Annotated in this window: 27 protein-coding genes and 1 other annotated feature; of the genes, 7 read left to right on the top strand and 20 right to left on the bottom strand. The window is 52.7% G+C overall.

The window, feature by feature from the left end; translation table 11 throughout:
- Positions 1-221: 221 nt before the first annotated feature.
- Positions 222-1,022: a MetQ/NlpA family ABC transporter substrate-binding protein gene (locus KOSB73_RS18575; protein ID WP_004119129.1), complete on the top strand. Its 801-nt coding sequence runs from the start codon at positions 222-224 to the stop codon at positions 1,020-1,022.
- A 24-nt stretch (positions 1,023-1,046) separates the two neighbouring features.
- Here KOSB73_RS18575 and btuC read toward each other — a convergent pair whose 3' ends face one another.
- The 11 genes from btuC to KOSB73_RS18635 all read right to left on the bottom strand — a co-directional run bounded on the left by btuC (position 1,047) and on the right by KOSB73_RS18635 (position 11,106).
- Positions 1,047-2,033: a vitamin B12 ABC transporter permease BtuC gene (gene btuC, locus KOSB73_RS18580; RefSeq protein WP_004134071.1), complete on the bottom strand. Its 987-nt coding sequence runs from the start codon at positions 2,031-2,033 to the stop codon at positions 1,047-1,049.
- 96 nt (positions 2,034-2,129) lie between these two features.
- Positions 2,130-2,429, bottom strand: coding sequence for an integration host factor subunit alpha (gene ihfA, locus KOSB73_RS18585; protein ID WP_004102960.1), 300 nt, complete (start codon positions 2,427-2,429; stop codon positions 2,130-2,132).
- Between the two features lie 4 nt (positions 2,430-2,433).
- Complete coding sequence (gene pheT / locus KOSB73_RS18590; protein WP_049086635.1) at positions 2,434-4,821, bottom strand: phenylalanine--tRNA ligase subunit beta; 2,388 nt, start codon at positions 4,819-4,821, stop codon at positions 2,434-2,436.
- Positions 4,822-4,836: 15 nt separating this feature from the next.
- Entirely contained in the window at positions 4,837-5,820 is a 984-nt protein-coding gene (gene pheS, locus KOSB73_RS18595; protein WP_004134066.1) for a phenylalanine--tRNA ligase subunit alpha, read from the bottom strand.
- Between the two features lie 154 nt (positions 5,821-5,974).
- Positions 5,975-6,100 (bottom strand) — a sequence feature (Phe leader region).
- Positions 6,051-6,095 carry a pheST operon leader peptide PheM gene (gene pheM, locus KOSB73_RS30885; protein WP_001386830.1) on the bottom strand — a complete coding sequence of 15 codons (45 nt, stop codon included), beginning with the start codon at positions 6,093-6,095 and terminating at the stop codon, positions 6,051-6,053. (Overlaps the previous feature by 45 nt.)
- 118 nt (positions 6,101-6,218) lie before the next feature.
- A complete protein-coding gene (gene rplT / locus KOSB73_RS18600) occupies positions 6,219-6,575 on the bottom strand; it encodes a 50S ribosomal protein L20 (protein ID WP_004102963.1) in 357 nt (118 codons plus the stop codon).
- A 50-nt stretch (positions 6,576-6,625) separates the two neighbouring features.
- Entirely contained in the window at positions 6,626-6,823 is a 198-nt protein-coding gene (rpmI, locus tag KOSB73_RS18605) for a 50S ribosomal protein L35 (protein WP_001124225.1), read from the bottom strand.
- Positions 6,824-6,919: 96 nt separating this feature from the next.
- Complete coding sequence (gene infC / locus KOSB73_RS18610) at positions 6,920-7,462, bottom strand: translation initiation factor IF-3 (protein WP_071830666.1); 543 nt, start codon at positions 7,460-7,462, stop codon at positions 6,920-6,922.
- Positions 7,463-7,465: 3 nt separating this feature from the next.
- The gene (thrS, locus tag KOSB73_RS18615) at positions 7,466-9,394 is read right to left on the bottom strand and encodes a threonine--tRNA ligase (protein WP_024357882.1); all 1,929 of its coding nucleotides are present in this window, start codon (positions 9,392-9,394) and stop codon (positions 7,466-7,468) included.
- Positions 9,395-9,843: 449 nt separating this feature from the next.
- A complete protein-coding gene (locus tag KOSB73_RS18630; protein ID WP_004134060.1) occupies positions 9,844-10,077 on the bottom strand; it encodes a hypothetical protein in 234 nt (77 codons plus the stop codon).
- 270 nt (positions 10,078-10,347) lie between these two features.
- The gene (locus KOSB73_RS18635; RefSeq protein WP_004121674.1) at positions 10,348-11,106 is read right to left on the bottom strand and encodes a DUF481 domain-containing protein; all 759 of its coding nucleotides are present in this window, start codon (positions 11,104-11,106) and stop codon (positions 10,348-10,350) included.
- 289 nt (positions 11,107-11,395) lie between these two features.
- On the opposite strand from KOSB73_RS18635, the gene pfkB reads away from it, so the two are divergent.
- From pfkB to KOSB73_RS18650, 3 genes are all read left to right on the top strand, one after another.
- A complete protein-coding gene (pfkB, locus tag KOSB73_RS18640; protein WP_098140791.1) occupies positions 11,396-12,328 on the top strand; it encodes a 6-phosphofructokinase II in 933 nt (310 codons plus the stop codon).
- A 92-nt stretch (positions 12,329-12,420) separates the two neighbouring features.
- Positions 12,421-12,705, top strand: a complete 285-nt coding sequence (gene ghoS, locus KOSB73_RS18645) for a type V toxin-antitoxin system endoribonuclease antitoxin GhoS (protein WP_004134059.1) — start codon at positions 12,421-12,423, stop codon at positions 12,703-12,705.
- A 106-nt stretch (positions 12,706-12,811) separates the two neighbouring features.
- Entirely contained in the window at positions 12,812-13,684 is an 873-nt protein-coding gene (locus KOSB73_RS18650) for a fructosamine kinase family protein (RefSeq protein ID WP_024357879.1), read from the top strand.
- A gap of 19 nt (positions 13,685-13,703) precedes the next feature.
- Here KOSB73_RS18650 and tonB read toward each other — a convergent pair whose 3' ends face one another.
- Positions 13,704-14,432, bottom strand: a complete 729-nt coding sequence (gene tonB / locus KOSB73_RS18655) for a TonB system transport protein TonB (protein ID WP_196406253.1) — start codon at positions 14,430-14,432, stop codon at positions 13,704-13,706.
- A 220-nt stretch (positions 14,433-14,652) separates the two neighbouring features.
- Between tonB and KOSB73_RS18660 the strand changes: the two genes are divergently transcribed.
- Complete coding sequence (locus tag KOSB73_RS18660) at positions 14,653-14,949, top strand: YciI family protein (RefSeq protein ID WP_004103089.1); 297 nt, start codon at positions 14,653-14,655, stop codon at positions 14,947-14,949.
- A gap of 58 nt (positions 14,950-15,007) precedes the next feature.
- On the opposite strand, the gene KOSB73_RS30700 is transcribed toward KOSB73_RS18660, so the two are convergent.
- The gene (locus tag KOSB73_RS30700; protein WP_004121687.1) at positions 15,008-15,181 is read right to left on the bottom strand and encodes a YciY family protein; all 174 of its coding nucleotides are present in this window, start codon (positions 15,179-15,181) and stop codon (positions 15,008-15,010) included.
- 143 nt (positions 15,182-15,324) lie between these two features.
- On the opposite strand from KOSB73_RS30700, the gene cls reads away from it, so the two are divergent.
- Together cls and KOSB73_RS18675 are read left to right on the top strand one after the other, a co-directional pair.
- Positions 15,325-16,785 (top strand): cardiolipin synthase, encoded by a 1,461-nt coding sequence (cls, locus tag KOSB73_RS18670; RefSeq protein WP_004134054.1) that lies wholly within the window; start codon positions 15,325-15,327, stop codon positions 16,783-16,785.
- Positions 16,786-16,819: 34 nt separating this feature from the next.
- Positions 16,820-17,149 carry an HI1450 family dsDNA-mimic protein gene (locus KOSB73_RS18675; RefSeq protein ID WP_004103097.1) on the top strand — a complete coding sequence of 110 codons (330 nt, stop codon included), beginning with the start codon at positions 16,820-16,822 and terminating at the stop codon, positions 17,147-17,149.
- A 67-nt stretch (positions 17,150-17,216) separates the two neighbouring features.
- Here KOSB73_RS18675 and KOSB73_RS18680 read toward each other — a convergent pair whose 3' ends face one another.
- The 7 genes from KOSB73_RS18680 to KOSB73_RS18710 form a co-directional block, all read right to left on the bottom strand.
- Positions 17,217-18,053, bottom strand: coding sequence for an ion transporter (locus tag KOSB73_RS18680; RefSeq protein ID WP_029669645.1), 837 nt, complete (start codon positions 18,051-18,053; stop codon positions 17,217-17,219).
- Between the two features lie 45 nt (positions 18,054-18,098).
- Positions 18,099-19,103, bottom strand: a complete 1,005-nt coding sequence (gene oppF / locus KOSB73_RS18685) for a murein tripeptide/oligopeptide ABC transporter ATP-binding protein OppF (protein WP_004121693.1) — start codon at positions 19,101-19,103, stop codon at positions 18,099-18,101.
- The gene (gene oppD / locus KOSB73_RS18690) at positions 19,100-20,113 is read right to left on the bottom strand and encodes an ABC transporter ATP-binding protein (protein ID WP_024357876.1); all 1,014 of its coding nucleotides are present in this window, start codon (positions 20,111-20,113) and stop codon (positions 19,100-19,102) included. Before oppD ends, oppF begins: the two co-directional genes overlap by 4 nt.
- A gap of 11 nt (positions 20,114-20,124) precedes the next feature.
- Positions 20,125-21,033 carry an oligopeptide ABC transporter permease OppC gene (gene oppC, locus KOSB73_RS18695; protein ID WP_004121697.1) on the bottom strand — a complete coding sequence of 303 codons (909 nt, stop codon included), beginning with the start codon at positions 21,031-21,033 and terminating at the stop codon, positions 20,125-20,127.
- 14 nt (positions 21,034-21,047) lie between these two features.
- Positions 21,048-21,968 (bottom strand): oligopeptide ABC transporter permease OppB, encoded by a 921-nt coding sequence (gene oppB / locus KOSB73_RS18700; RefSeq protein WP_004121700.1) that lies wholly within the window; start codon positions 21,966-21,968, stop codon positions 21,048-21,050.
- An 88-nt stretch (positions 21,969-22,056) separates the two neighbouring features.
- Positions 22,057-23,688, bottom strand: a complete 1,632-nt coding sequence (gene oppA / locus KOSB73_RS18705) for an oligopeptide ABC transporter substrate-binding protein OppA (protein WP_004134042.1) — start codon at positions 23,686-23,688, stop codon at positions 22,057-22,059.
- A 747-nt stretch (positions 23,689-24,435) separates the two neighbouring features.
- The gene (locus KOSB73_RS18710) at positions 24,436-25,083 is read right to left on the bottom strand and encodes a YchE family NAAT transporter (RefSeq protein ID WP_004132196.1); all 648 of its coding nucleotides are present in this window, start codon (positions 25,081-25,083) and stop codon (positions 24,436-24,438) included.
- Between the last annotated feature and the right edge of the window lie 90 nt (positions 25,084-25,173).

The raw sequence follows: 25,173 nt of genomic DNA on the forward strand, positions 1-25,173 counted from the left end.
CTTCCCTCAGTGAATAAACCGGTTTCTGCTTCAGGTGATCCCTATCTACTGTAGCGGATTCAGACCGGGTCATTCTACTTTGAATCCCCCGGGAGTGTCTCTTGATGTAACAGGCCACACAACATGAATTCATCTCAACACCGGGAGCGCGCAATTCAGTGTACAGTGATGAATGGATGTAATAGCATTTCGTTAATTGTTAATTTAAGAGAGTTTTATTGATGAAGAAGATGTTTAGCACGGTGTTAATTGCGGCCTCCGTCGCGCTGCTGGCGGCCTGCTCACCGGATGAAGATAATAAGATCAAAGTCGCCATTAATACCGGGCCGGATGAGGCTATCTGGAAAGTCGTAGAACAGGTGGCCAAAGAGAAATATAACCTCGACGTGGAGGTTATCTCATTTAATGATTACGTACTGCCGAACGAAGCGCTGAACAATAAAGACGTCGATGCTAACGCCTTCCAGACGCTGCCTTACCTTGAGGCGCAATCAAAAGAGCGCGGCTATAAGTTTGCGATTGTCGGTAAAACCTTCGTTTTCCCGATCGCCGCCTACTCGAAGAAAATCAAAAATATCAGCGAACTGCCTGACGGCGCGACGATTTCCATTTCTAACGAAACCACAACCCTGGGTCGCAGCCTGCTGCTGCTGCAGGCGCAAGGTTTAATCAAGCTAAAAGAAGGGACAGGCTATCTGCCTACAACGCTGGATATTATCGACAATCCTAAACAGCTAAAAATCGTCGAAGTCGACACGCCGCAGCTGACCCGTACCCTTGACGACCCGAATGTCGCCCTGTCGATTATTAACACCAACTTCTCTGCCCAGGCCGGCCTGTCGGCCGCCCGCGATGGTTTATTTATGGAAGGTCCGGACTCGCCGTACGTCAACGCCATCGTTTCACGCGAAGAGAATAAAGACAGCAAAAAGGTTCAGGAGCTGAAAGAGGCCTTCCAGACTCAAGCGGTTGCCGACAAGGCAGCGGAAGTCTACAAAGGCGATGCGATTAAGGGCTGGTAATTAGCCACCGCTTACGGCCGCCCGTCACTGCGGGCGGCCTGATTTTAATAATAACCAGATGAACACCGGCGCACCCAGGGTGGCGGTGACCACGCCAATCGGCAATTCCGCCGCCGAGAGCGCCAGACGCGCGACGATATCCGCCCCCAGCAGAGCGCTGGCTCCCGCTAACAGACAGGCCGGAAGCAGCGCGCGGTGATCGCTCAAACCACATAGCCGCAAAATATGCGGAATAACCAGACCGATAAAGCCAATCGCTCCCGCCAGCGCCACGCTGACGCCCACCAGCCAACCGGTAGCGACCACCAGCACTTTACGCCATAGCCATAGCGGCAACCCCAGCTGACGTGCGGAAACCTCCCCCAGCGCTAACAGATTGAGCGGCTGCGATTGCAGACACACCCAGGCCAGCACCGGCAGCAGCGCCAGCATCAGCCACAGCTGCTGCCAGTCCACGCCGCCAAAGCCGCCCATCATCCAGTACATCAGTTGGCGGAGATCGAAAGAGGTGGAGAAATAGACCGCCCAGGTCATCAGGGCGCTACAAATGATGCCGAGCGCGACCCCCGCCAGCAGCAGGCGACTGGTTGAGAGATGCCGCCGGGCAAAACGCAGTAAAATAAAGGTAATAACCAGCGCGCCAGCAATCGCGCATAGCCCGAGCGCCCAGCCTGGAAGCATGCCTTTTCCCAGCAAGACGGCAGCTATCAGGCCAACCCCAGCCCCGTTTGATACCCCTAGCAGCCCAGGCTCCGCCAGCGGATTTTCAAACAGCGCCTGCATAATCGCCCCGGACAGCGCCAGCGCGGCCCCCACCAGCAGGACGGCCAGGGTGCGCGGCAGACGAATCTGCCAGATAAACAGCTCACCTTTGGCGCTAAACCATTCGCCGGGGCCAATCCACTGGTCGCCGGCGCACAGGCTGATGGTCGACGTGACCAGCAGCAGCAACGTTAATACCGCAAGCCAGCGCCGGTTCCGGCGCCGTTGAATTTGAGCAAAGGTCAGCATAGATTTCTGAATCGAGAAAAAGGATGTGATTGATTTTACGGTATTCGGCCAGGAAAAGAAAAAAGGCCGCATAGCGGCCTTTTTAGTTAGTTCAGATTACTTATCTCTGGGTGACGCATTTTCGACACGGCTTTTTAGCTTCTGGCCAGGTCTGAAAGTCACCACTCGCCGGGCTGTAATAGGGATATCCTCTCCCGTTTTCGGGTTACGGCCCGGGCGTTGGTTCTTATCTCGCAAATCGAAATTGCCGAACCCGGAGAGTTTTACCTGCTCTCCGTTTTCCAGAGCGCGACGGACCTCTTCGAAAAATAACTCTACCAGCTCTTTGGCATCCCGCTTGCTAAGCCCAAGCTTATCAAACAGATATTCTGACATTTCAGCTTTTGTAAGCGCCATAGGTTCAATCCCTCAATGATGCCTGGAATCGCTCTTTCAATGCCTCTACACATTTGGCGACGGTAGCGGCAATCTCCTCTTCTTCGAGTGTACGGCTGGTATCCTGGAGGATAAGGCTGATAGCGAGGCTCTTGAAACCCTCTGCTACGCCCTTGCCGCGGTACACGTCAAATAAGTTTACGCCAACTACCTGATTTACGCCAACTTTCTTACACTCGGCTAAAACATCGGCAGCGGGAACGTTTTCTGCCACAACGACGGCGATGTCGCGACGGTTCGCCGGGAAGCGAGAAACTTCACGCGCCTGAGGCACCACGCGGTCTGCAAGCTTGCTCCACTCCAGTTCAAAGACCAACGTGCGACCGTTCAGATCCAGCTTACGTTCCAGCTCAGGATGAACAACCCCAATAAAACCAATACGTTCACCTTTCAGATAAATCGCCGCCGACTGACCCGGATGAAGCGCATTATTGGCTTCGATGCGGAATTCGATGTCGGACAGCTTGCCGGTGAGGTCGAGGACCGACTCCAGATCGCCTTTTAAATCATAGAAATCGACGGTTTCTTTTGCCAGGTTCCAGTGTTCTTCATAACGGTTACCGCAAATCACGCCGGCCAGCATCACATCCTGACGAATGCCCAGCGGAGCCTGAGTATCAGGAACAAAGCGTAAACCGCTCTCAAAGATGCGTACGCGGCTCTGCTGACGATTCTGGTTGTAGACCACCGTCCCTAACAGGCCGGTCCACAATGACAGGCGCATCGCCGACATTTCGCTGGAGATCGGGCTCGGCAGAATCAGCGCTTCTTCGCCGGGGTGGATCCACTGCTGTACTTTCGGATCAACGAAGCTGTAGGTAATCACTTCCTGATAGCCTTTGTCGTTGAGCAGCGTTTTCACGCGCTTAAGCGACAGATCCGCTTCGCGGTGGGTGCCCATGATCAGGCCCGCTTGCACCGGTTCGTCAGGAATATTGTTATAACCATAGACGCGGGCGACTTCTTCGACCAGGTCCTCTTCGATGGCAATATCGAAACGCCAGCTCGGCGCGACGGCTTGCCACTCGTCCTGGCCTTCGGTGACGTCACAGCCCAGACGACGCAGAATATCGCTAACCTGCGCATCCTCAACGTGGTGACCAATCAGACGATCCAACTTGCTGCGGCGAAGCTGGATGGTCGCAGGCTTCGGCAGGGTCGCTTCGTTGGTGACGTCAATGATCGGGCCAGCTTCGCCGCCGCAAATATCCATCAGCAGGCGGGTCGCACGCTCCATCGCCTGATACTGCAACGCGGAGTCCACGCCGCGCTCGTAGCGGTGGGAAGCATCGGTATGCAGGCCATGACGGCGGGCGCGCCCGGTAATGGACAGCGGGCTGAAGAACGCGCATTCCAGCAGAACGTTTTGCGTTTCATCGTTTACGCCGGAGTGCTCGCCGCCGAAAATCCCCCCCATGGCCAGAGCTTTCTGATGGTCAGCAATCACCAGAGTATCGGTGTCCAGCTTAGCCTCGGAGCCGTCCAGCAGGACCAGGCTTTCTCCTTCATGCGCCATACGCACGACAATTCCGCCTTCAATGCGGTCTTTATCGAAGGCGTGCATCGGCTGGCCCAGCTCGAGCAGGACGTAGTTGGTCACGTCAACCACCGCATCGATGGAGCGAATACCGCAGCGGCGCAGCTTCTCTTTCATCCATAATGGGGTCGGCGCTTTGACATTAATGCCTTTTACCACGCGCCCCAGATAGCGCGGACACGCTTCCGGCGCATCGACCTGGATTGGCAGAACGTCATTGACGGTGGCGGCTACCGGGGGCATTTCCGGGACATTCAACGGCGCCTTGTTGAGCACGGCGACATCGCGGGCCACGCCGATAATACCGAGACAGTCGGCACGGTTCGGCGTGACGCTGATTTCGATAGTGTTATCGTCGAGCTTCAGATATTCACGGATATCGGTACCCAACGGCGCATCGGCGGGCAGTTCAATAATGCCGCTGTGATCGTCGGAAATACCCAGTTCGGAGAAGGAGCACAGCATGCCTTCCGACGGCTCACCGCGCAGCTTTGCCGCTTTAATTTTAAAATCGCCCGGCAGGACGGCGCCGATGGTCGCCACGGCAACCTTCAGGCCCTGACGGCAGTTCGGCGCGCCGCAGACGATATCCAGCAGACGTTCGCCGCCGACGTTGATTTTTGTCACGCGCAGTTTGTCGGCATTAGGGTGCTGAGCGCACTCGACCACTTCGCCAACAACAACGCCGTTGAAGCTGCCCGCGACCGGCTCAACGCCGTCAACCTCAAGCCCGGCCATCGTTATCTGGTCCGACAGCGCTTCGCTATCGATAGCTGGGTTAACCCACTCGCGTAACCACAGTTCACTGAATTTCATTGTTCTGTCCTGCCCTTATTTAAACTGTTTGAGGAAACGCAGATCGTTTTCGAAGAACGCGCGTAAGTCGGTCACGCCGTAGCGCAGCATGGTCAGACGCTCCATGCCCATGCCGAAGGCAAAGCCGGAATAGATTTCCGGATCGATACCCACGTTGCGCAGTACGTTTGGATGCACCATACCGCAGCCGAGCACTTCCAGCCATTTGCCGTTTTTGCCCATGACGTCAACTTCCGCAGAGGGCTCGGTGAACGGGAAATAGGACGGACGAAAACGAATCTGCAGATCTTCTTCAAAGAAGTTACGCAGGAAATCGTGCAGCGTTCCCTTCAGATTGGTAAAGCTGATGTTGGTATCAACGATCAGGCCTTCCATCTGATGGAACATTGGGGTGTGGGTCTGATCGTAGTCGTTACGATACACGCGGCCTGGCGCAATAATGCGGATCGGCGGCTGCTGGTTAGCCATGGTACGGATCTGCACACCTGAAGTTTGCGTACGCAGGAGGCGCGTCGCATCGAACCAGAAAGTGTCGTGGTCAGCGCGTGCCGGATGGTGGCCAGGGATATTCAGCGCATCGAAGTTGTGGTAGTCATCTTCGATTTCCGGGCCGGTCGCGACGGTAAAGCCGAGCTCACCGAAGAAACTTTCGATACGGTCGATAGTACGGGTCACCGGATGCAGGCCACCATTCTCGATACGACGTCCCGGCAGAGAGACATCAATGGTTTCCGAGGCCAGGCGCGCGTTAAGCGCTGCGCTTTCGAGCTCGGTCTTACGCGCGTTAAGCGCCTGCTGGACCTGCTCTTTGGCTTCGTTGATAACCGCGCCGGCTGCCGGGCGCTCTTCAGCAGGCAGCTCGCGCAGGGTCGTCATCTGAAGGGTCAGAAGCCCTTTTTTACCCAGGTATTCCACGCGGACGTTGTCCAGCGCAGCAACATCTGATGCCTCGTTAATGGCTGCCTTCGCACTGGCAACCAGCTCTGCGAGATGTGACATGGTTTTCCTCATTATGTCGGTGCAGACACCGGTTATGGTTATTATTTTGCTCTCACTATTTCGAGCCGCAGACCGTAGGTAATCCTTCAGTTGACCGAATGATTCAGGTCAACCCACGCGTCTGGAGCTTGAAATAGAACGAGCCAGTTCAGATACAAAAAAAGCCTCCACAGGGGGAGGCTTTTTGGCGCTGTTTTCCGTTTCTTCTTTCACGCGCTAGCCTCCTGAGTTCAGGTGCTAAAGTAAAAAAAGAAGCGGAAAATAGCAGCATTCATGCTTGCATTACCTTGTCTGGTAAAAAACGTAAGACCGATATTGAAATGCTTACGCGGATAAAAGTCAATGTATTGATAGCCTTGAAACGAAAAGAGGGAGACAAGCTCCCTCTTTCAACTGGCTTATGCCAGAGCTGCTTTCGCTTTTTCGACCAGCGCGGTGAACGCTAATTTGTCGAATACTGCGATGTCAGCCAGGATCTTACGGTCGATTTCAACAGAGGCTTTTTTCAGGCCGTTGATGAATTTGCTGTAAGAAATACCGTTCTGACGTGCTGCTGCGTTGATACGCGCAATCCACAGTTGACGGAACTGACGCTTTTTCTGACGACGGTCACGATAAGCGTACTGACCAGCTTTGATAACAGCCTGGAAGGCAACGCGGTATACGCGAGAACGCGCACCGTAGTAGCCTTTAGCTTGTTTCAAAATTTTCTTGTGACGTGCACGGGCAACTACACCACGTTTTACGCGAGCCATATGTGCTCTCCTGTATCTATTCTAATTAAAAAGTTAAAAGGGTTAACGACTTATGCGTACGGCAGGCACGCGATGACCAGGCCCAGATCGCCTTTGGAAACCATGGCTTTCGGACGCAGGTGACGTTTACGCTTAGTAGCTTTTTTGGTCAGAATGTGACGCAGGTTAGCGTGCTTGTGCTTAAAACCACCTTTACCGGTTTTTTTGAAGCGCTTAGCAGCACCGCGTACGGTCTTAATTTTTGGCATTTTAATAACTTCCACTTCGCATTGTTAATAAACGAAACATAGGCGAACAACAGCTGCGGAACCTAAAGGCTCCACAGACATTGCTACTTGAAGGCCTTACTGTTTCTTCTTAGGAGCGAGCACCATGATCATCTGGCGGCCTTCGATCTTCGTTGGGAAGGATTCGACTACTGCCAGTTCACTCAGATCGTCACGGACGCGGGTAAGCACTTCCATCCCGATCTGCTGGTGAGCCATCTCACGGCCGCGGAAACGCAGCGTGATCTTAGCTTTATCACCCTCTTCCAGAAAGCGAACCAGGCTGCGGAGTTTTACCTGGTAGTCGCCATCATCGGTGCCAGGTCGGAATTTGATTTCCTTGACCTGAATAACTTTTTGCTTTTTCTTCTGTTCCTTAGAAGACTTGCTCTTTTCATAAAGGAACTTGCCGTAGTCCATGATACGACAAACTGGCGGTTCGGCGTTAGGGCTGATTTCAACTAAATCTACTCCAGCTTCTTCAGCTTTTTCGATAGCTTCTCTCAGACTCACAATACCCAAAGCTTCGCCTTCCAGACCTGTTAAGCGAACTTCCAGGGCGCGAATCTCGCCATTGATACGATTCGGACGTGCCGTTTGAACTCGTTTTCCGCCTTTAATACCTTATTCCTCCAGTTGTTTTAGACTGCGGCTGCGAATCTCTTGTTGCAGCTTCTCGATAACTTCATTTACGTCCAGGCTGCCCAAGTCTTTGCCACGACGGGTACGCACGGCAACTTTGCCAGCTTCTACCTCTTTGTCGCCACAGACCAACATGTAAGGGACACGACGTAAAGTGTGCTCGCGGATTTTAAAGCCTATCTTCTCATTTCTCAAGTCTGCTTTTACGCGAATGCCCGCATTTTGTAGTTTACGCGTCAATTCGTTAACGTATTCAGCCTGAGAATCAGTAATATTCATGATCACAACCTGCACTGGCGCAAGCCAGCTTGGGAAGAAGCCGGCAAACTCTTCGGTCAGGATGCCAATAAAGCGCTCCAGCGAACCAAGAATCGCACGGTGAATCATTACCGGTACCTGTCGTTCGTTATTTTCGCCAACATAGGAGGCGCTTAAACGCTGCGGCAGGGAGAAGTCCAGCTGTACAGTACCGCACTGCCATGCACGATCGAGGCAGTCATACAGGGTAAATTCAATTTTCGGACCATAGAAGGCGCCTTCACCCAGTTGATATTCAAACGGGATATTGTTCTCTTCCAGCGCCACCGCCAGATCCGCTTCAGCACGATCCCATGTCTCATCACTACCGATGCGTTTTTCCGGGCGAGTTGACAGCTTGACGACGATTTTCTCGAAGCCGAAGGTGCTGTACATATCGTAGACCATACGAATACAGGCGTTAACTTCATCACGAACCTGATCTTCAGTACAGAAAATATGGGCATCGTCCTGAGTAAACCCGCGTACGCGCATCAGGCCATGCAGCGCGCCTGACGGCTCATTGCGATGGCAGCTACCGAATTCAGCCATACGTAATGGCAGATCGCGGTAGGATTTCAGGCCCTGGTTGAAGATCTGCACGTGACCCGGGCAGTTCATCGGCTTGATGCAGTATTCACGGTTCTCGGAAGAAGTGGTAAACATCGCATCTTTATAGTTGTCCCAGTGGCCGGTTTTTTCCCACAGCACACGGTCCATCATAAACGGGCCTTTAACTTCCTGATACTGGTACTCTTTCAGCTTAGAACGCACAAAAGTTTCCAGTTCGCGGAAGATAGTCCATCCGTCATTATGCCAGAACACCATACCCGGCGCCTCTTCCTGCATATGATACAGGTCGAGCTGCTTACCGATTTTACGGTGATCGCGCTTAGCGGCTTCTTCCAGGCGCTGCAGATAGGCATTCAGCGCTTTCTTATCTGCCCAGGCGGTACCGTAGATGCGCTGCAGCATTTTATTGTTGCTATCGCCGCGCCAGTAGGCGCCAGCGGTCTTCATCAGTTTGAAGTGATGGCAGAAACGCATATTCGGCACATGCGGCCCACGGCACATGTCGACATATTCTTCGTGATGATACAAGCCAGGCTTGTCATCATGAGCAATGTTTTCATCAAGAATAGAGACTTTATAGCTCTCGCCACGCTTCACAAAGGTTTCACGCGCTTCGTGCCAGCTGACTTTCTTCTTAATAACGTCGTAGTTTTTCTCGGCGAGCTCATGCATACGTTTTTCGAGCGCGTCGATATCTTCCTGGGTCAGGGTATGGTCCAGATCGACATCGTAGTAGAAACCATTGTCGACAACCGGGCCGATCGCCATTTTGGTATTTGGCCACAGCTGTTTAATCGCATGCCCCAAAAGGTGCGCACAGGAGTGACGAATAATCTCAAGACCATCTTCATCTTTCGCGGTGATGATAGAGAGCGTTGCGTCGTTTTCAATTAAGTCACAGGCGTCAACCAGCTCGCCGTTGACACGACCAGCGATAGTGGCTTTCGCCAGACCGGGGCCAATATCCAGAGCGACGTCCATCGGGCTCACAGCGTGATCAAAATGGCGTTGGCTGCCATCAGGAAGCGTAATTACAGGCATTTCATGTCCTTATTTGCAGTGGTGCCCCGCACGAAAGAGCACATACAAAACAATATAATCATAATTATCAACACGTTCAGGCCCAGTTCCCGCTTCACTCTGCGAAAATATGTGCACGCTCGTTCACCGACACGTCCCCACCTGCAGCCGCCTGTTGATAACACCGAGGGTTAGTTTACACATCATTAGTCCGTGATAAAAGTCACATAAGACTAAATGGTTATTGTTGATGGAAAAAAAAGGGGGCGGCGTAACAAACGCTGCATAATTGCTTCAGCGATAGATCGGAAGAAACGACGACAGCGCGATATGACGCATATAGAATATTTATGATTTCACATAAATTATGACGATTTAACACCAAACGCGGAAAGCGAAACCGGTACAGCATTACCCGGTTTACTGCTTGACGAAATAATAAAAGAGAAGTTATGAATGGTGTTTAAATATCAGGACCATTCGCCAGCGACAAGTTTATGAACATCAAACGCGTCGTTCATTGACTGTCCGGTTGATTGTGAGCCCGGAGCAATGTTGGAGCCCGCTTCGACATCGGTCGCTTTGGCAATGCCCACTGGCGTACGATCGTGATTACCCGGCTGCGGTGCGGGAGCGGCGGCAAATGCGCCAAAAGACAGCGTGCACAGCATCACGGCCGCGAGTGCGATTTTGCTATTTCTCATGATAGTCATTCTCTTATTTGTTGCAGATAATAGAACGGATTCGTTATCTCCGCCTGTGTTGAACAGTATAGATCCAGATCACATTTTTGTCCGACCCAATATTTATCTTTTCGTGTCAAATTGACTGCATATTTGTCAGCAAAATAGCAATTATGAGGAAATTATGGAGACCATTTCTTTTTATAAAAAACAAAACAAGAGACCAAAAATAATAATGCCACTTATTGCTAAATTTAAAACAATCAGGCCGGAATATCCGGCCTGAAAATATTACATTTTATAACCGAGCGATAGCGTGGTGCGGCGATCGGTATGTTCCGGCGCCGATGACGGCGGTTCAGAGTTCCACGTCAGGTTATAGGCTACTTTGAGGGCAAAGTGCGCGTTAATCGCAACGTTTAACGCACTTTCAGAGTTCAGCGTCGTATCTTCAGCGCCGAATACCGAGACGCCTTGGGTAAATTTGGCGTTATCGGTCATCTGCCAGGCGTAGGTACCGGAAGCATAGCCCAACGGCTGAGTATCATTATCACCATCGGTATACTCGTCATAGCGTACGCCAGGACCAAATTCAAAACGCAGGCTGTGTACCGGGCCGTTCATGATCTGACGACCATAACCCGCGGTGAACACATCACGCTGCTGATAACCATTGTAACGATCCGTCAGCCAGCTCGCCTGACCAAAAAGATAATTCTGGTCGGTCAGGTTATAACGGCTACGTCCGCCCACCGCGTACTTTTCCGAAGAGCGCTGATCGTTTGACGACGTATTGCTGGCATTTCCCCACAGCGACCATGCGGTGGTATCGCCATACCAGGTCAACGTGGAGTCGGCGGTCATTGAGGAACTTTTCGTATTGCCGGACTGCGCCAGATAACCGGCGTTAACAGTACCTTCGAAAGGTTTTTTTGCAGAAGAAGGGTCATCCATGACAGTAAAAACGGAATCATCGGCCATTGCGCACGCAGACGCAAAGAGCCCTCCCGCCAGCATCACCGCTGCGGGTACTGTCTTCAAAAGCTTCATTTAATTTTAAGTCCGTACAACCTATAAGGAGACCAGGAGGGTCCCGGGAGCTTTCGCGAGGATCGCTAATAGCCGGTCCTAAGAAAGGGAGTAAATTATAAAAAAGCACGATTAACTTAGCAATCAATTACTCTTTCGTTTTTTGTATAAGACGCTTCGCAAAACAATTTTTATTTCATAAAGATAAAATGGGGTACCGGGGCATAAGCTAGTCGTCGCTTCCCCTTACCTCCTTTAAGTGCCATGCTTAAAATCAGAGCAGCTAAATTCGTATTATGGAGGAAACCGGATGACCAAAATCTATACGCTCACGTTAGCCCCCTCGCTCGACAGCGCCACGCAAACCCCGCAAATTTACCCGGAAGGCAAGCTACGCTGTAGCGCCCCCGTATTTGAACCCGGAGGCGGCGGTATTAACGTGGCGCGAGCCATCACTTTTCTTGGCGGCAGCGCCACGGCTATCTTTCCCGTCGGCGGCGCAACGGGTGAACACCTGACAGCGCTGCTGACGGATGAACACGTTCCCGTCGATACGGTAGAGACTCACGACTGGACGCGGCAGAATCTTCACGTTCATGTGAACGCCAGCGGCGAGCAATATCGTTTCGTGATGCCTGGCGCCGCATTAACTGCGGATGAGCTCCGCCTCATTGAGGAAAAAGTTCTCACTATCGCCCCCGGCTCGCTGCTGGTAATTAGCGGCAGTCTGCCGCCGGGCATCAGCGTCGGAAACCTGACGCAGCTGGTGAAAAACGCGCAGCGGCATGGATTGCGCTGTATTGTTGATAGTTCCGGCGATGCTCTCGCCGCAGCGCTTGATGTCGGCAATATTGAACTGGTTAAACCGAACCAGAAAGAGCTGAGCGCGCTGGTCCAGCGGGATCTGAGCCAGCCGGATGATGTGCGGCTCGCCGCGCAAGAGTTAATTCGTTCCGGCAAAGTCCAGCGCGTCGTCGTCTCCCTGGGAGCACAGGGAGCGCTTGGTGTTGACGCCGATGGTAGCGTTCAGGTCGTACCGCCGCCGATGAAAAGCCAGAGTACCGTCGGCGCCGGTGACAGCATGGTTGGCGCGATGACCTTAAGGCTGGCGGAAAATGCCTCGCTTGAAGATATGGTTCGCTTTGGCGTCGCGGCGGGTAGCGCGGCCACCATCAATCAGGGCACCCGCCTTTGCTCGCAGGAAAATACGCAAAAAATCTACGATTATCTGCGCGGTTTATAATCTCCTTCTCTCCCTCTGGCAAAACGGAGGGAGTCGCCAAATCAGCATGATGGTCTATGCTAAAAATGCCATGGATAACAACGGGGTGAAAAATGAGTAGCGAAATTACCGCCTGGGTCGTCACGGTTCGTTTCCACGAAGAGACGTTAACGGAAATTAACGAACTCAGTAATCATCTCACTCGCGCCGGGTTTACTCTTGTCTTAAACGATGATGAAGGGAACGTCCACGAGCTCGGCACCAATACCTTCGGCCTGCTTTCCATGCAGAATGCCGATGAAGTTAAAGCGTTAAGCGCGGGTTTGGCCGAAACCGCGCTGGGAAGAGCCGTTGACGTCACCGTGTCAACATTCAGCGAGTGGATAAAAGCTCAATAAGTGCGATTGACGCAACGGAAAACGTTCAGTTGTGCGTCAGTTCGAATTTTACGCCGGGGTTATGCGCTAACCTTATGAAATGTTGGAAGACATGGGGAGAGACGGCATGTGGCAAGCTATCAGCAATTTGTTAAGCGATTTGCATACCGAAGCAGCTGAAATCGAACTGCGAAACGAACTACCCGGTGGAGAGATCCACGCCGCCTGGCATTTACGCTTTGGCGGACGCGATTACTTCGTAAAATGCGACGAACGTGAGCTTTTACCCATCTTCACGGCCGAGGCAGACCAGCTTGAGCTGCTGTCGCGAAGTAAAACCGTGAACGTACCGCAGGTTTTTGCCGTAGGCAGCGATCGTGATTATAGTTTTCTGGTCATGGAATATCTCCCCCCTCGCCCGCTGGATGCGCACAACGCTTTCCTGTTAGGCCAGCAAATCGCCCATTTGCATCAATGGAGCGATCAGCCGCAGTTTGGTCTGGATTTTGACAATGACCTTTCCACGACTCCCCAGCCGAACGCCTGGCAGCGTCGCTGGTCCACGTTCTTTGCCGAACAGCGCATCGGCTGGCAGCTCGAGCTCGCCGCCGAGAAAGGCCTGCATTTTGGCGATATCGATAGCCTTGTTGATATTATTCAGCAGCGGTTGAGCAATCATCAGCCGCAGCCGTCGCTGCTCCACGGTGATTTATGGTCCGGTAACTGCGCGCTTGGGCCAAACGGACCCTATATTTTCGACCCCGCTTGCTACTGGGGCGATCGCGAATGCGATCTGGCGATGCTCCCGCTGCATCCGGAACAGCCGCCGCAAATCTATGATGGCTATCAATCCGTTTCGCCGCTACCGTCCGGGTTTCTTGAGCGGCAACCCATCTACCAGCTCTATACGCTGCTGAATCGCGCAATTCTGTTTGGCGGACAACATCTGGTGACGGCGCAGAAAGCGCTTGATGACGTGTTCATGGATAAGGCCCCGTAAGGGGCCTTGCTTATGCGGATTAGCTGATTTGTACGCCTTTCAGGCGGAACTGAATGGTCATGGTAATGCCGGTTCCTGGTTTACCCGGTTCATAGCGCCATTTACGTAAAGCGTTTTTCACTTCACGCTCAAACATGTTGGCCGGCTGGGCAGAGAGGATCTGCACGTTATCCACGCGCCCTTCCGCCGTGACGTCGAACTTAACCCGAACATTCCCTTCAATGCGCAGCGCCTGCGCACGAGCAGGATAGCTCGGTTCTCCACGGCTTAACGCCCGCGGTCCGGTCGGCGCCGTGACGGTCGGTTTAGCGTTCGCGGTTGAGGTGCTCGGCGCGGTGCGCGCTGGCGCCGTATTTGTATTTTCAAACGGCGAGGCCGGGCGCGTTTCCGCCGGTTTGACATCACGCTTCGGTTGCTCAACCTTTTTTTCCGGCTTCGGTTTAGGCTTTGGCTTCGGTTTAGGTTTCGGTTTATGGATAACGACCGGCACCTCTTTTGGCGGTTCAGGAATCACTTCCGGTTCCGGCTCTGGTTCCGGTTCAACGATGGGTTCAACGACCGGCTGAGCCGCCTGAGGCGGTTCCAGATCTGCCGGGGCCACCATAGTAATCTCAATGGGCTGTGAGGGTGACGGCCGTTCAATAACCTGATGTACCGAAGTATAGAGCAGCGCCGCGACAACACCGCCGTGGATAACCACAGACAGTAGCGTGGGCCACGGAAAGCGGCGAGGTAAATCAAAGGTCATTGCGCTCATAGTCGTTTCTGTTGAAAAATGATGCCCCGATTTTAAATGCAAATAGCAATCATATTCAACTAGGGTTGTTGGCTTGTATCAAAATTTGCCCTGATTTATGACAAAAAGCCGCCGGGACGTGGCATTCTGGGGATCGTGAGCATCTTTGCATTGCAGTCAACGACGGTTTCACTTAACGTGATTCGCCAATTTATTGATAAGGAGCCATGCCGTGCTTTACGTTATCTACGCTGAAGATATCGCCGACTCTCTGGAAAAACGGACGTCGGTACGTCCCGCCCACCTGGCGCGTTTGCAATTATTACATGATGAAGGTCGTTTACTGACCGCCGGCCCAATGCCCGCAGTCGACAGTAATGAACCCGGCGCGGCGGGCTTCACCGGCTCAACGGTAATTGCGGAATTTGAATCACTGGAAGCGGCGCAATCATGGGCCAATGACGATCCGTATATCGCCGCAGGGGTTTATCAGAAAGTATCTGTAAAACCGTATAAAAAAGTATTCTAAAGAACCAAATGTTGGCAAAAAACAGAGGCACCGCGAGCGGTGCCTTTTGTTTCGACTCTCAAAACTCAGAGAAGGTGAACAGCAGAGAGTGTCGTTGCCGCTTAACCAGCTCTTTTCTGATGGCGAGGATGCGCATATTACGACGCGACTGGCCTTCCAGCCAGCGTGCTTTACGGCGGCTCACCTGCCGAAGCATGCGCCAGCGCCCTACTTCCGTTCTACTACGCTTCATTACAACTACTCTACGAGTGAAAACAGCCTGCATTATAGACCGATGAATCTGGCTAACCAACGCTTTCGCTGCGTTTTTATTTGCCAGATGGATGTTGATGCGTAAACTCATGTCATCAAGTCATTCAAAAGGATTTTTCATCTATGACAACCTTTTACACGGTGGTGAACTGGCTGGTTATACTTGGTTACTGGCTACTTATCGCCGGTGTAACATTACGGATATTAATGAAAAGACGCGCGGTCCCGTCAGCGATGGCCTGGCTGCTTGTCATTTATATTCTTCCGCTGGTGGGAATTATCGCCTATCTCTCGTTTGGCGAACTGCATCTGGGTAAACGCCGCGCCGAGCGCGCGCGGGCCATGTGGCCCTCGACGGCCAAGTGGTTAAAAGATCTCAAAGCCTGCAAGCATATCTTTGCCGATGATAATAGCCCGGTCGCCGAATCGTTGTTCAAACTCTGCGAACGCCGTCAGGGAATTGGTGGCGTCAAAGGAAACCAGCTCCAGCTGCTCACCGAGTCCGATGACGTCATGCAAGCGCTCATCCGCGATATCCAGCTCGCCCGGCACAATATTGAGATGGTGTTCTATATCTGGCAGCCTGGCGGCATGGCCGACCAGGTCGCCGAATCATTAATGGCGGCGGCCAGACGCGGTGTACATTGCCGGCTGATGCTCGACTCCGCCGGGAGCGTGGCCTTTTTCCGCAGCCCCTGGGCCGCGATGATGCGTAATGCCGGCATTGAAGTCGTCGAAGCGCTGAAGGTCAACCTGATGCGCGTCTTCCTGCGCCGTATGGACCTGCGTCAGCACCGTAAAATGGTCATGATCGATAACTATATTGCCTATACTGGCAGTATGAATCTGGTTGATCCGCGTTTCTTTAAGCAGGACTCCGGCGTTGGCCAGTGGATCGATCTGATGGCGCGAATGGAAGGGCCTGTAGCGACAGCCATGGGCATTGTCTACTCCTGCGACTGGGAGATTGAAACCGGTAAACGTATTTTACCGCCGCCGCCGGACGCGAACATTATGCCGTTCGAAGAGGCCAGCGGGCACACGATTCACACTATCGCCTCGGGCCCGGGCTTTCCGGAAGATTTGATCCATCAGGCTCTGCTCACTGCCGCCTACGCGGCCAAAGAGCATTTGATCATGACGACTCCCTACTTTGTGCCCAGTGACGATCTTCTGCATGCCATCTGCACCGCCGCCCAGCGCGGCGTCGATGTCAGCATCATCCTGCCGCGCAAGAACGACTCGCTGCTGGTGGGCTGGGCCAGCCGCGCCTTCTTTACCGAACTGCTGGCTGCCGGGGTGAAGATCTACCAGTTTGAAGGCGGCCTGCTGCATACCAAGAGCGTGCTGGTTGACGGCGAGCTCAGCCTGGTGGGCACCGTTAACCTCGACATGCGCAGCCTGTGGTTGAACTTCGAGATTACGCTGGTGATTGACGATGCCGGATTTGGCAGCGATCTGGCCGCGGTGCAGGATGATTATATCTCCCGCTCGCGCCTGCTGGACGCCAGGCTATGGTTAAAACGTCCGCTGTGGCAGCGGATCGCCGAGCGACTGTTTTACTTCTTCAGTCCGTTGCTGTAAAACGTGCCAATCAGATGTTTAATGGGTAGCAATCATGGATATGGATTTAAACAATCGCCTGACCGAAGACGAAACGCTTGAACAGGCTTACGACATTTTCCTCGAGCTGGCCGTCGACAACCTCGACCCGGCGGATGTCATTCTGTTCAATCTGCAGTTTGAAGAACGCGGCGGCGCTGAGCTCTTTGACCCGGCGCCTGACTGGGAAGAGCACGTCGATTTTGACCTCAACCCTGACTTCTTCGCGGAAGTGGTCATTGGCCTGGCCGATGAAGATGGCGGCGAGATTAACGATATTTTTGCGCGCGTGCTGCTGTGCCGTGAAAAAGACCACAAGCTCTGTCATATCCTGTGGCGCGAATAAAATCTTTCTTAAGTAAATAACGATACAGAATAAGCCTGCCGGGTTTAACCAGAGCAGGCTTTTTTATTTATTCGGGTAGTTTACTGCCGCAGGCGTTGCAGTAGCGGGCGTCTTTTTCATGATTTGCATGCTGACAATTCGAACATATGCGCTGAGTACGGCGATTCTGAAAGGTCGTGGTCATATGGGTGGTAATTAAGCCGGTGGGAATCGCAATAATTGAGTAGCCGATTAAGATAAGGATGGAGGCCAGAATTCGCCCGAGCGGCGTATGCGGCGTGATGTCGCCATATCCCACCGTGGTTATCGTCACAATCGCCCAGTAAACCGACGCATTCAGCGTAGTAAACCCATATCGCGGCCCCTCAACCAGATACATCAGGGCGCCAAAAATCACCATCACGATGGCAATAAAAGAGTAGAACAGGATCAACTGGTGGCGAGCGCTGACGATGGCGGTCCAGAAAATATTCAGCGACGGCATAAAACGCAGCAGTTTAAGAATACGCAGCGCGCGAATCGCGCGCATGGCCCGCCAGGCGAACACGTACTCAATACTGATCTCAGGCCATAGCCACATTACGTAGAGCGGTAAGATAGTGGCAAGATCAATAATTCCCCAAAAGCTGAAAATATACTTTAGCGGATTCGGCCAACTGATAATGCGCAGAATATACTCGCAGGTAAAAACCGCGGTGACAATAAGCTCAAGCCAGACAAAGACATGCCATTCATCTACCGTCAGATGATATTGCGTTCCCAATCCGGACTCGATAAATATCACCAGCACGCTAAGCAGCGCAAAGAGGCCGCAGAATCCCTCAAAATGCCGGCCGGAGCGACGGTTTTGATCGAAGAGTAAATGATACAGCCGCAGACGAGCGGCATGAATATGAAAAGCCACGTTAACCTCGCTAAAAAAAGGGCTGACCTGCGTCAGCCCCAGAGATTATAACGGGTCTACCTTCAGGCAGGAAACCGCGTGTCGGAAACTGCCCTCCAGCACCGGTCGCGTCTTAGCGCACTCCGGCCCGGCAATCGGGCACCGCGTGCGAAATACGCATCCCGACGGCGGGTTAATCGGCGATGGCAATTCCCCCTCCAGCAGTTGGATAGTTTTATTCTTCTCTTTATCGGGGTCCGGCACCGGCACCGCCGACATCAGCGCTTTGGTATAAGGATGCAGCGGATTATGGTACACCTCATCGTAGGTGCCCAGTTCCACGGCATGCCCGAGATACATCACCAGTACGCGGTCAGAAATGTGCTTCACCACCGCCAGATCGTGGGCGATAAAAATCAGCGATAGTCCCATTTCACGCTGCAGCTGCTGCAGCAGATTCACTACCTGCGCCTGAATCGACACATCCAGCGCCGAAACCGGCTCATCGCAAATAATGAGCTTCGGCTCAAGAATGAGCGCACGGGCAATACCGATGCGCTGACACTGGCCGCCGGAGAACTCATGCGGGTAGCGGTTAATCAGGTTCGGCAGCAGCCCCACTTTCATCATCATCGCCTTAACGCGATCGCGAACTTCCTGACGCGGCATTTTCGGATGATAGGTACGCAGCGGCTCGGCGATAATTTCCCCGATAGTCATGCGCGGGTTTAGCGACGCCAGCGGATCCTGAAAGATCATCTGAATATCGCTACGCACGTCGCGCCATTCGTCGGCCTTCATTCCCAGCAAATCTTTACCTAGCCAGGCGACTTTACCGTCGGTGGCTTTGACCAGACCAATGATCGCGCGCGCGAAGGTCGATTTTCCGCATCCGGACTCGCCGACCACGCCCAGGGTTTCACCTTCATACAGACGCAGCGTTACGCCATCCACCGCTTTCAGCGTTTTCGACGGCTGCCAGAACCACTGTTTACCGTCTTTAATATCAAAGTGCACTTTCAGATCGGCGATTTCGAGCAGGACTTTTCTTTGTTCCGTTACGGCGTTCATAGCAAATCCCCCACCGGTTGAAAGCAGGCGCGCAGGCGGCCCGGTGCAAACTCCTCCAGAGGCGGAGCGCTATTGCAAATTTCCATCGCATGCGGACAGCGCGGCTGGAACGGACAGCCCTTCGGCAGCCGCAGCAGGTTCGGCGGATTGCCCGGAATCGTTAACAGAGCATCGCCTTCCGCATCCAGCCGCGGCACCGCATTGAGCAGACCGATAGAATAAGGGTGCGATGGTTGATAAAAGACGTCGCGCGCCTGACCATATTCCATCGTACGCCCGGCGTACATTACCAGCACCTTATCGCAGATCCCGGCGACGACGCCGAGATCGTGGGTAATCATAATGATCGCCGTATTGAACTCGCGCTTGAGCTCATTAAGCAGCGTCATGATTTGCGCCTGTACGGTCACGTCCAGCGCCGTTGTCGGCTCATCGGCAATCAGCAGCTTAGGCCGGCACAGCAGCGCCATCGCAATCATTACGCGCTGGCGCATGCCGCCGGAAAATTCGTGCGGATACATTTTCATCCGTTTACGCGCTTCGGGCATTTTGACCGCGTCCAGCATTTTCACCGACTCTTCAAAGGCTTCGGCTTTGCTCAACGCTTTATGCAGCATCAGGACTTCCATCAGCTGCTCCCCTACCCGCATATACGGATTCAGCGAGGTCATCGGGTCCTGAAAAATCATTGAGATCTGCTCGGCGCGCAGCTTATTCAGTTCGCGCTCCGGAAGGTTGAGGATCTGCTTACCGTTAAAGGTCGCAGAACCGCCGATGCGACCGTTCGCCGCCAGCAGGCCCATCAGCGCAAAAGCGGTCTGCGATTTACCGGAACCGGACTCGCCCACGATGCCTAAGGTTTCCCCTGCCCGCAGATTAAAATTGAGATCGTTGACCGCGGTCACATCACCATCGGGAGTACCAAAGGTGACGCGGAGATCTTTCACATCCAGAAGCAGTCCGGATTGTTGTGCTGCCTGCGGCGCTTTCGCCGTTTCCATCGTACTCATGTCGGCGCTCCTTAGCGGTCTTTCGGGTCGAGGGCATCACGCAGGCCATCGCCGATAAAGTTAAAACAAAACAGCGTTACCACCAGGAAACCGGCAGGAAACAGCAGTAGCCACGGCGAAACTTCCATCGAGTTGGCGCCATCGCTGAGCAGCGCGCCCCAGCTGCTTAACGGCTCCTGGGTACCCAGGCCGAGGAAGCTCAGGAAGGATTCGAACAAAATCATGCTCGGCACCAGCAGTGAGGCATACACCACGACCACGCCAAGCACGTTAGGCACGATATGGCGGATAACGATATTGCCCGTTGAAACGCCGCCAACCTGCGCAGCTTCAATAAACTCTTTACGCTTCAGGCTCAGGGTCTGGCCGCGAACGATACGCGCCATATCCAGCCAGGAGACCATCCCGATGGCAACGAAAATCAGCAGGATATTCTGACCAAAAAAGGTCACCAGCAGGATGACGAAGAACATAAACGGGAAGGAGTTGAGGATTTCCAGCAGACGCATCATTACCGAATCCACTTTGCCGCCAAGATAGCCGGAAAGCGACCCGTAAAGCGTTCCCAGAATCACCGCCACCAGCGCAGCAGCCACGCCGACCATTAATGAGATACGCCCGCCAATCGCCACCCGCACCAGCAGGTCGCGGCCGGAAGAGTCGGTACCAAAGTAGTGCCCGGACTCCATATCGGGCGCGCTGGACATCATGCCCCAATCGGTATCGTAATAGGAAAACTGCGATACCATCGGCGCGATGGTGACAAACAGCGCAATAATCACCAGCACAATCAGGCTGGCGACGGCAGCGCGGTTATGCATAAAGCGGCGGCGAGCGTCCTGCCAGAGGCTGCGTCCCTCGACTTCCAGCTTTTCACTGAAGTTTTCCAGCGCCTCGTTGTTTTTCTTACTTAACATCATGGCGAACCCCAGCGTTAGTAACGGATCTTCGGATCGATAACGGCGTACAGCACGTCAACAATCGCGTTAAACAGAATGGTCAATGCGCCCACCAGAATGGTCAGACTAAGGACCAGCGAGTAGTCGCGGTTCAGCGCGCCGTTGACGAACAGTTGACCGATTCCCGGCAGGCCATAGATGGTTTCGATAACCATTGAGCCGGTAATAATGCCGACAAAGGCGGGCCCCATATAGGAGAGCACCGGCAGCAGCGCGGGCTTTAATGCATGGCGCAGAATAATGCGCCGCATCGGTAAGCCTTTTGCCCGGGCGGTGCGAATGAAGTTAGAGTGGAGAACTTCGATCATAGAGCCACGGGTAATACGCGCGATGCTGGCGATATAGGCCAACGACAGGGCGACCATCGGCAAAATCATATATTGCAGCGCCCCGCCGTTCCATCCGCCGCCCGGCAGCCAGTGCAGGGTGATAGCAAATATCATGACCAGTAACGGCGCGACCACGAAACTCGGTATCACCACCCCGGTCATTGCCACCCCCATCACGGCAAAATCCCATTTTGTATTTTGCTTCAAAGCCGCAATCACCCCGGCGCTCACGCCAAGCACAACCGCCAGAAAAAACGCGGCGAAGCCTAATTTGGCTGACACCGGGAAGCTGGAAGCGACCAGATCGTTAACCGAGTAATCTTTATATTTAAAGGAAGGACCGAAATCACCGTGCGCCAGCTGCTTCAGGTAATTGAAGTACTGGGTCATGATGGGGTCGTTTAAATGGTATTTTGCTTCAATATTCGCCATGACTTCCGGCGGCAGCGTACGTTCACCGGTAAAAGGGCTTCCCGGTGCAAGGCGCATCATGAAGAAAGAGATAGTAATAAGAATAAATAGCGTCGGAATCGCTTCCAGACAGCGACGAAAGATGAATTTTAACATTGCCCGTACCTTCTGGCCTGTGCCTTTAATAGTGCGATGAAATAAGACACCGTGAGGCAAGCGTTAACGCCTGCCCCACGTATTGCCATTAGTGCTTCACAATGTACATATTTCTTGTATAGGTATTATCCAGCGGGTCTTTGCCGGTATAGCCACCTACCCACGGTTTAACCAAACGGGCGTTGACATAATAGAAGACCGGTACGATGACGGAGTCTTTATCCAGCTGCTGCTCAGATTGCGCATAGAGGTCCGCGCGTTTCCCTTCGTCGCTGGTTTTCAGCGTTTCAGCGATAATCTTGTCGAAAGCCGGGCTCTTATAATGTGATGTGTTGTTTGAGCTGTCGCTCAGCATCGTATTGAGGAAGGAGGTCGGTTCGTTATAGTCCGCACACCAGCCGGCGCGCGCAATATCAAAGGTGCCCTGATGGCGGTTATCAAGGAAGGTTTTCCATTCCTGGTTTTCCAGCTTCACGTTTACGCCGAGGTTTTTCTTCCAGATGGACGCCACCGCGATAGCCAGTTTTTTGTGCAAATCGGAAGTGTTATACAGCAGATTGAAGGTCAGCGGCTTATCAGCGCTATAGCCCGCTTCGGCCAGCAATTTTTTCGCTTCTTCGTTACGTTTTTCCTGCGACCACTTGAACCACTCGGGCTCAATAAGCTTCATGCCATCGGTATAAGGCGGCGTGTAGCTATAGGCTGGCAGGTCGCCCTGGTTCTTCACTTTATTGACAATAATGTCGCGATCCAGCGCCATCTTCAGAGCCGTACGCACGCGAACGTCGGTAAACGGGGCTTTCTGGTTATTGATTTCGTAATAATAAGTACACAGATACGGATCGACGTGAACTTCCTTCGGGATCTCTTTTTTCAGTTTCTGGAACAGCTCGATCGGCATGTTGTTATAGGTCATATCGATTTCACCGCTGCGGTAGCGGTTAACGTCGGTGACTTCTGAAGAAATCGGCAGGAAGGTGACCTGATTAATCACGGTTTTGGCGTTATCCCAGTAGTTGGTATTACGCTCCAGAACAATGCGTTCGTTCACAACCCAATCTTTTAATTTATACGCGCCATTGCTGACGATATTGGCCGGCTGGGTCCATTTGTCACCGAATTTCTCAATGGCGGATTTAGGTACCGGCGAAACGGATGGGTGAACGAGCAGTTTGTAGAAGTACGGCACCGGTTCGCTAAGGGTCACTTCAAAGGTATGATCGTCAAGCGCTTTTACGCCCAGATCGGTCGCTGGTTTTTTCCCGGCGATAATGTCGTCAATATTGGCTAAATGACCATACTGCAGATAGCTTGCATAAGGAGAAGCGGTTTTCGGATCCGCCAGGCGCTGCCAGCTATAAACGAAATCTTGTGCCGTAACCGGCGTGCCGTCGGACCACTTTGCATCTTTACGTAGATGGAAGGTCCAGACTTTAAAATCTTTGTTGTCCCATTTTTCCGCAACGCCCGCGACCGGATGACCGTCGAGGTCGCTTACCAGCAGCCCTTCAAACAAATCGCGGTTAATATTGGACTCCGGCACGCCTTCAATTTTATGCGGATCGAGGGACTGAACTTCGGAGCCGTTGTTACGTACCAGCGTTTGTTTGTCCGCCAGCTGTACCCCTGCCGGTACATCTGCCGCAACGGCGGCGTTGATGGTCATTAACGCAGAGAGTACTCCTGCGGCTACCAGGCTTTTTTTCGTGATGATGGTCATGTGTTTGTTACTCCAATCATTATAATTACTGGTTATTTAACCAGCCTGTTTTCTCTTTTCTGGATTCTGAACAGTGCAGGAGTTTATGCTGCTGTCAGAGAGTACTGCTTGCTATCACCGACTTATTTATTACGGCCGCTCAAACGGCAGCCTTGACGTCGATTCTTACCCCCCTGTCCGGAGGCAATTTTAGTCCCGAGGGGCTATATAATAAAAATTCTCATTTGCGTAGGTATTCCGCCAAAGATCACGCCGGAAAGTACCAAAACGCTTTATTGTCCGCCAATGCAATTTGCAAATATGTTACCGAATTCTCTTTTGTGGCCCGCAGGCGGCGGAGTTTTATTCCCTTATTCGCACGGCCAAGTTTATTAATCTTATTACTATCAAAGGATTGTGATAAATCCCTCACGCTATGCGTCATCCCGCGCCGAACAGCTGCTTTTTTGTACGAAAATTTAACAATCGCTTATTATTTAGCACATTCATCTGCTTCATAGGGGAAATTACTAATATCATTTCGATTATCAGACGGCAAGCACCAGAGAATGATGTGAATAAAATAACAGTAATTAATGTGGGTAAAAAGCCGCGATGGTGACGAGGGGGATGGGTAAGTTATTGATAATAAAAAGTAATACCAAAGCATTAGAAAAGCGTATTGCAGGGCGGAAAATCACTTTTTTTAATATGTTTTGCCGATAATGAGCAAACGCGGAACAGATTGTCCCGCGAGTCGGACGCTGGTTAATTCACGAGGCCAGGAAAGAGCGCCTTAATCCCGGTAACGATGAACTCGATCCCAAGCGCCATCAGCAGCAGCCCCATGATACGGGTAATCACGTTAATGCCGGTTTGGCCAAGCAGGCGAACCAGCCAGGGGGCCATACGGAAAATCCCCCAGCAGCACAGCGCAAAAAGAGCAATCGCCACTGAAAATCCGACAAAATGGGCGACGCTATGGTAGCGGGTTCCCCAGACAATGGTTGAGCTGATGGCGCCGGGTCCCGCCATCAGAGGCAGCGCCAGCGGAACAACGCCGATACTTTCGCGAATGGCCGTTTCTGATTTTTCTTGCTTGTTCTGTTTGTCCTCCCCAAGCTTGCCGCTGATCATCGACATGGCGATGGTGACGACCAGAATTCCGCCAGCAATACGGAATGAATCGATGGAAATCCCGAAGACCTGCAGAATCGCGTCGCCTAAAAATAGCGATGTGAGCAGGATAATGGCCACCGACAGGTTGGCTGTCAGGTTGGTTTTGTTACGCACCGCCGCCGTCTGGTAGCTAGTCATGCTAATAAAGACCGGGATAATGCCTACCGGGTTGACCAGCGCAAATAATCCAATAAAAAATTTAAAGTAAGCTGAAAAATCAAACATCGACTGAATCACAGGGCGCTCCGCAGCATCATTAAAAATGGCTGTTGATAGTTACCAGCATAAAATATCCGCGAGAAGATACGCTGTTTGATGGCATAATTC

The sequence above is a fragment of the Klebsiella grimontii genome (assembly GCF_900200035.1).
GTDB classification, from domain to species: Bacteria; Pseudomonadota; Gammaproteobacteria; order Enterobacterales; family Enterobacteriaceae; genus Klebsiella; species Klebsiella grimontii.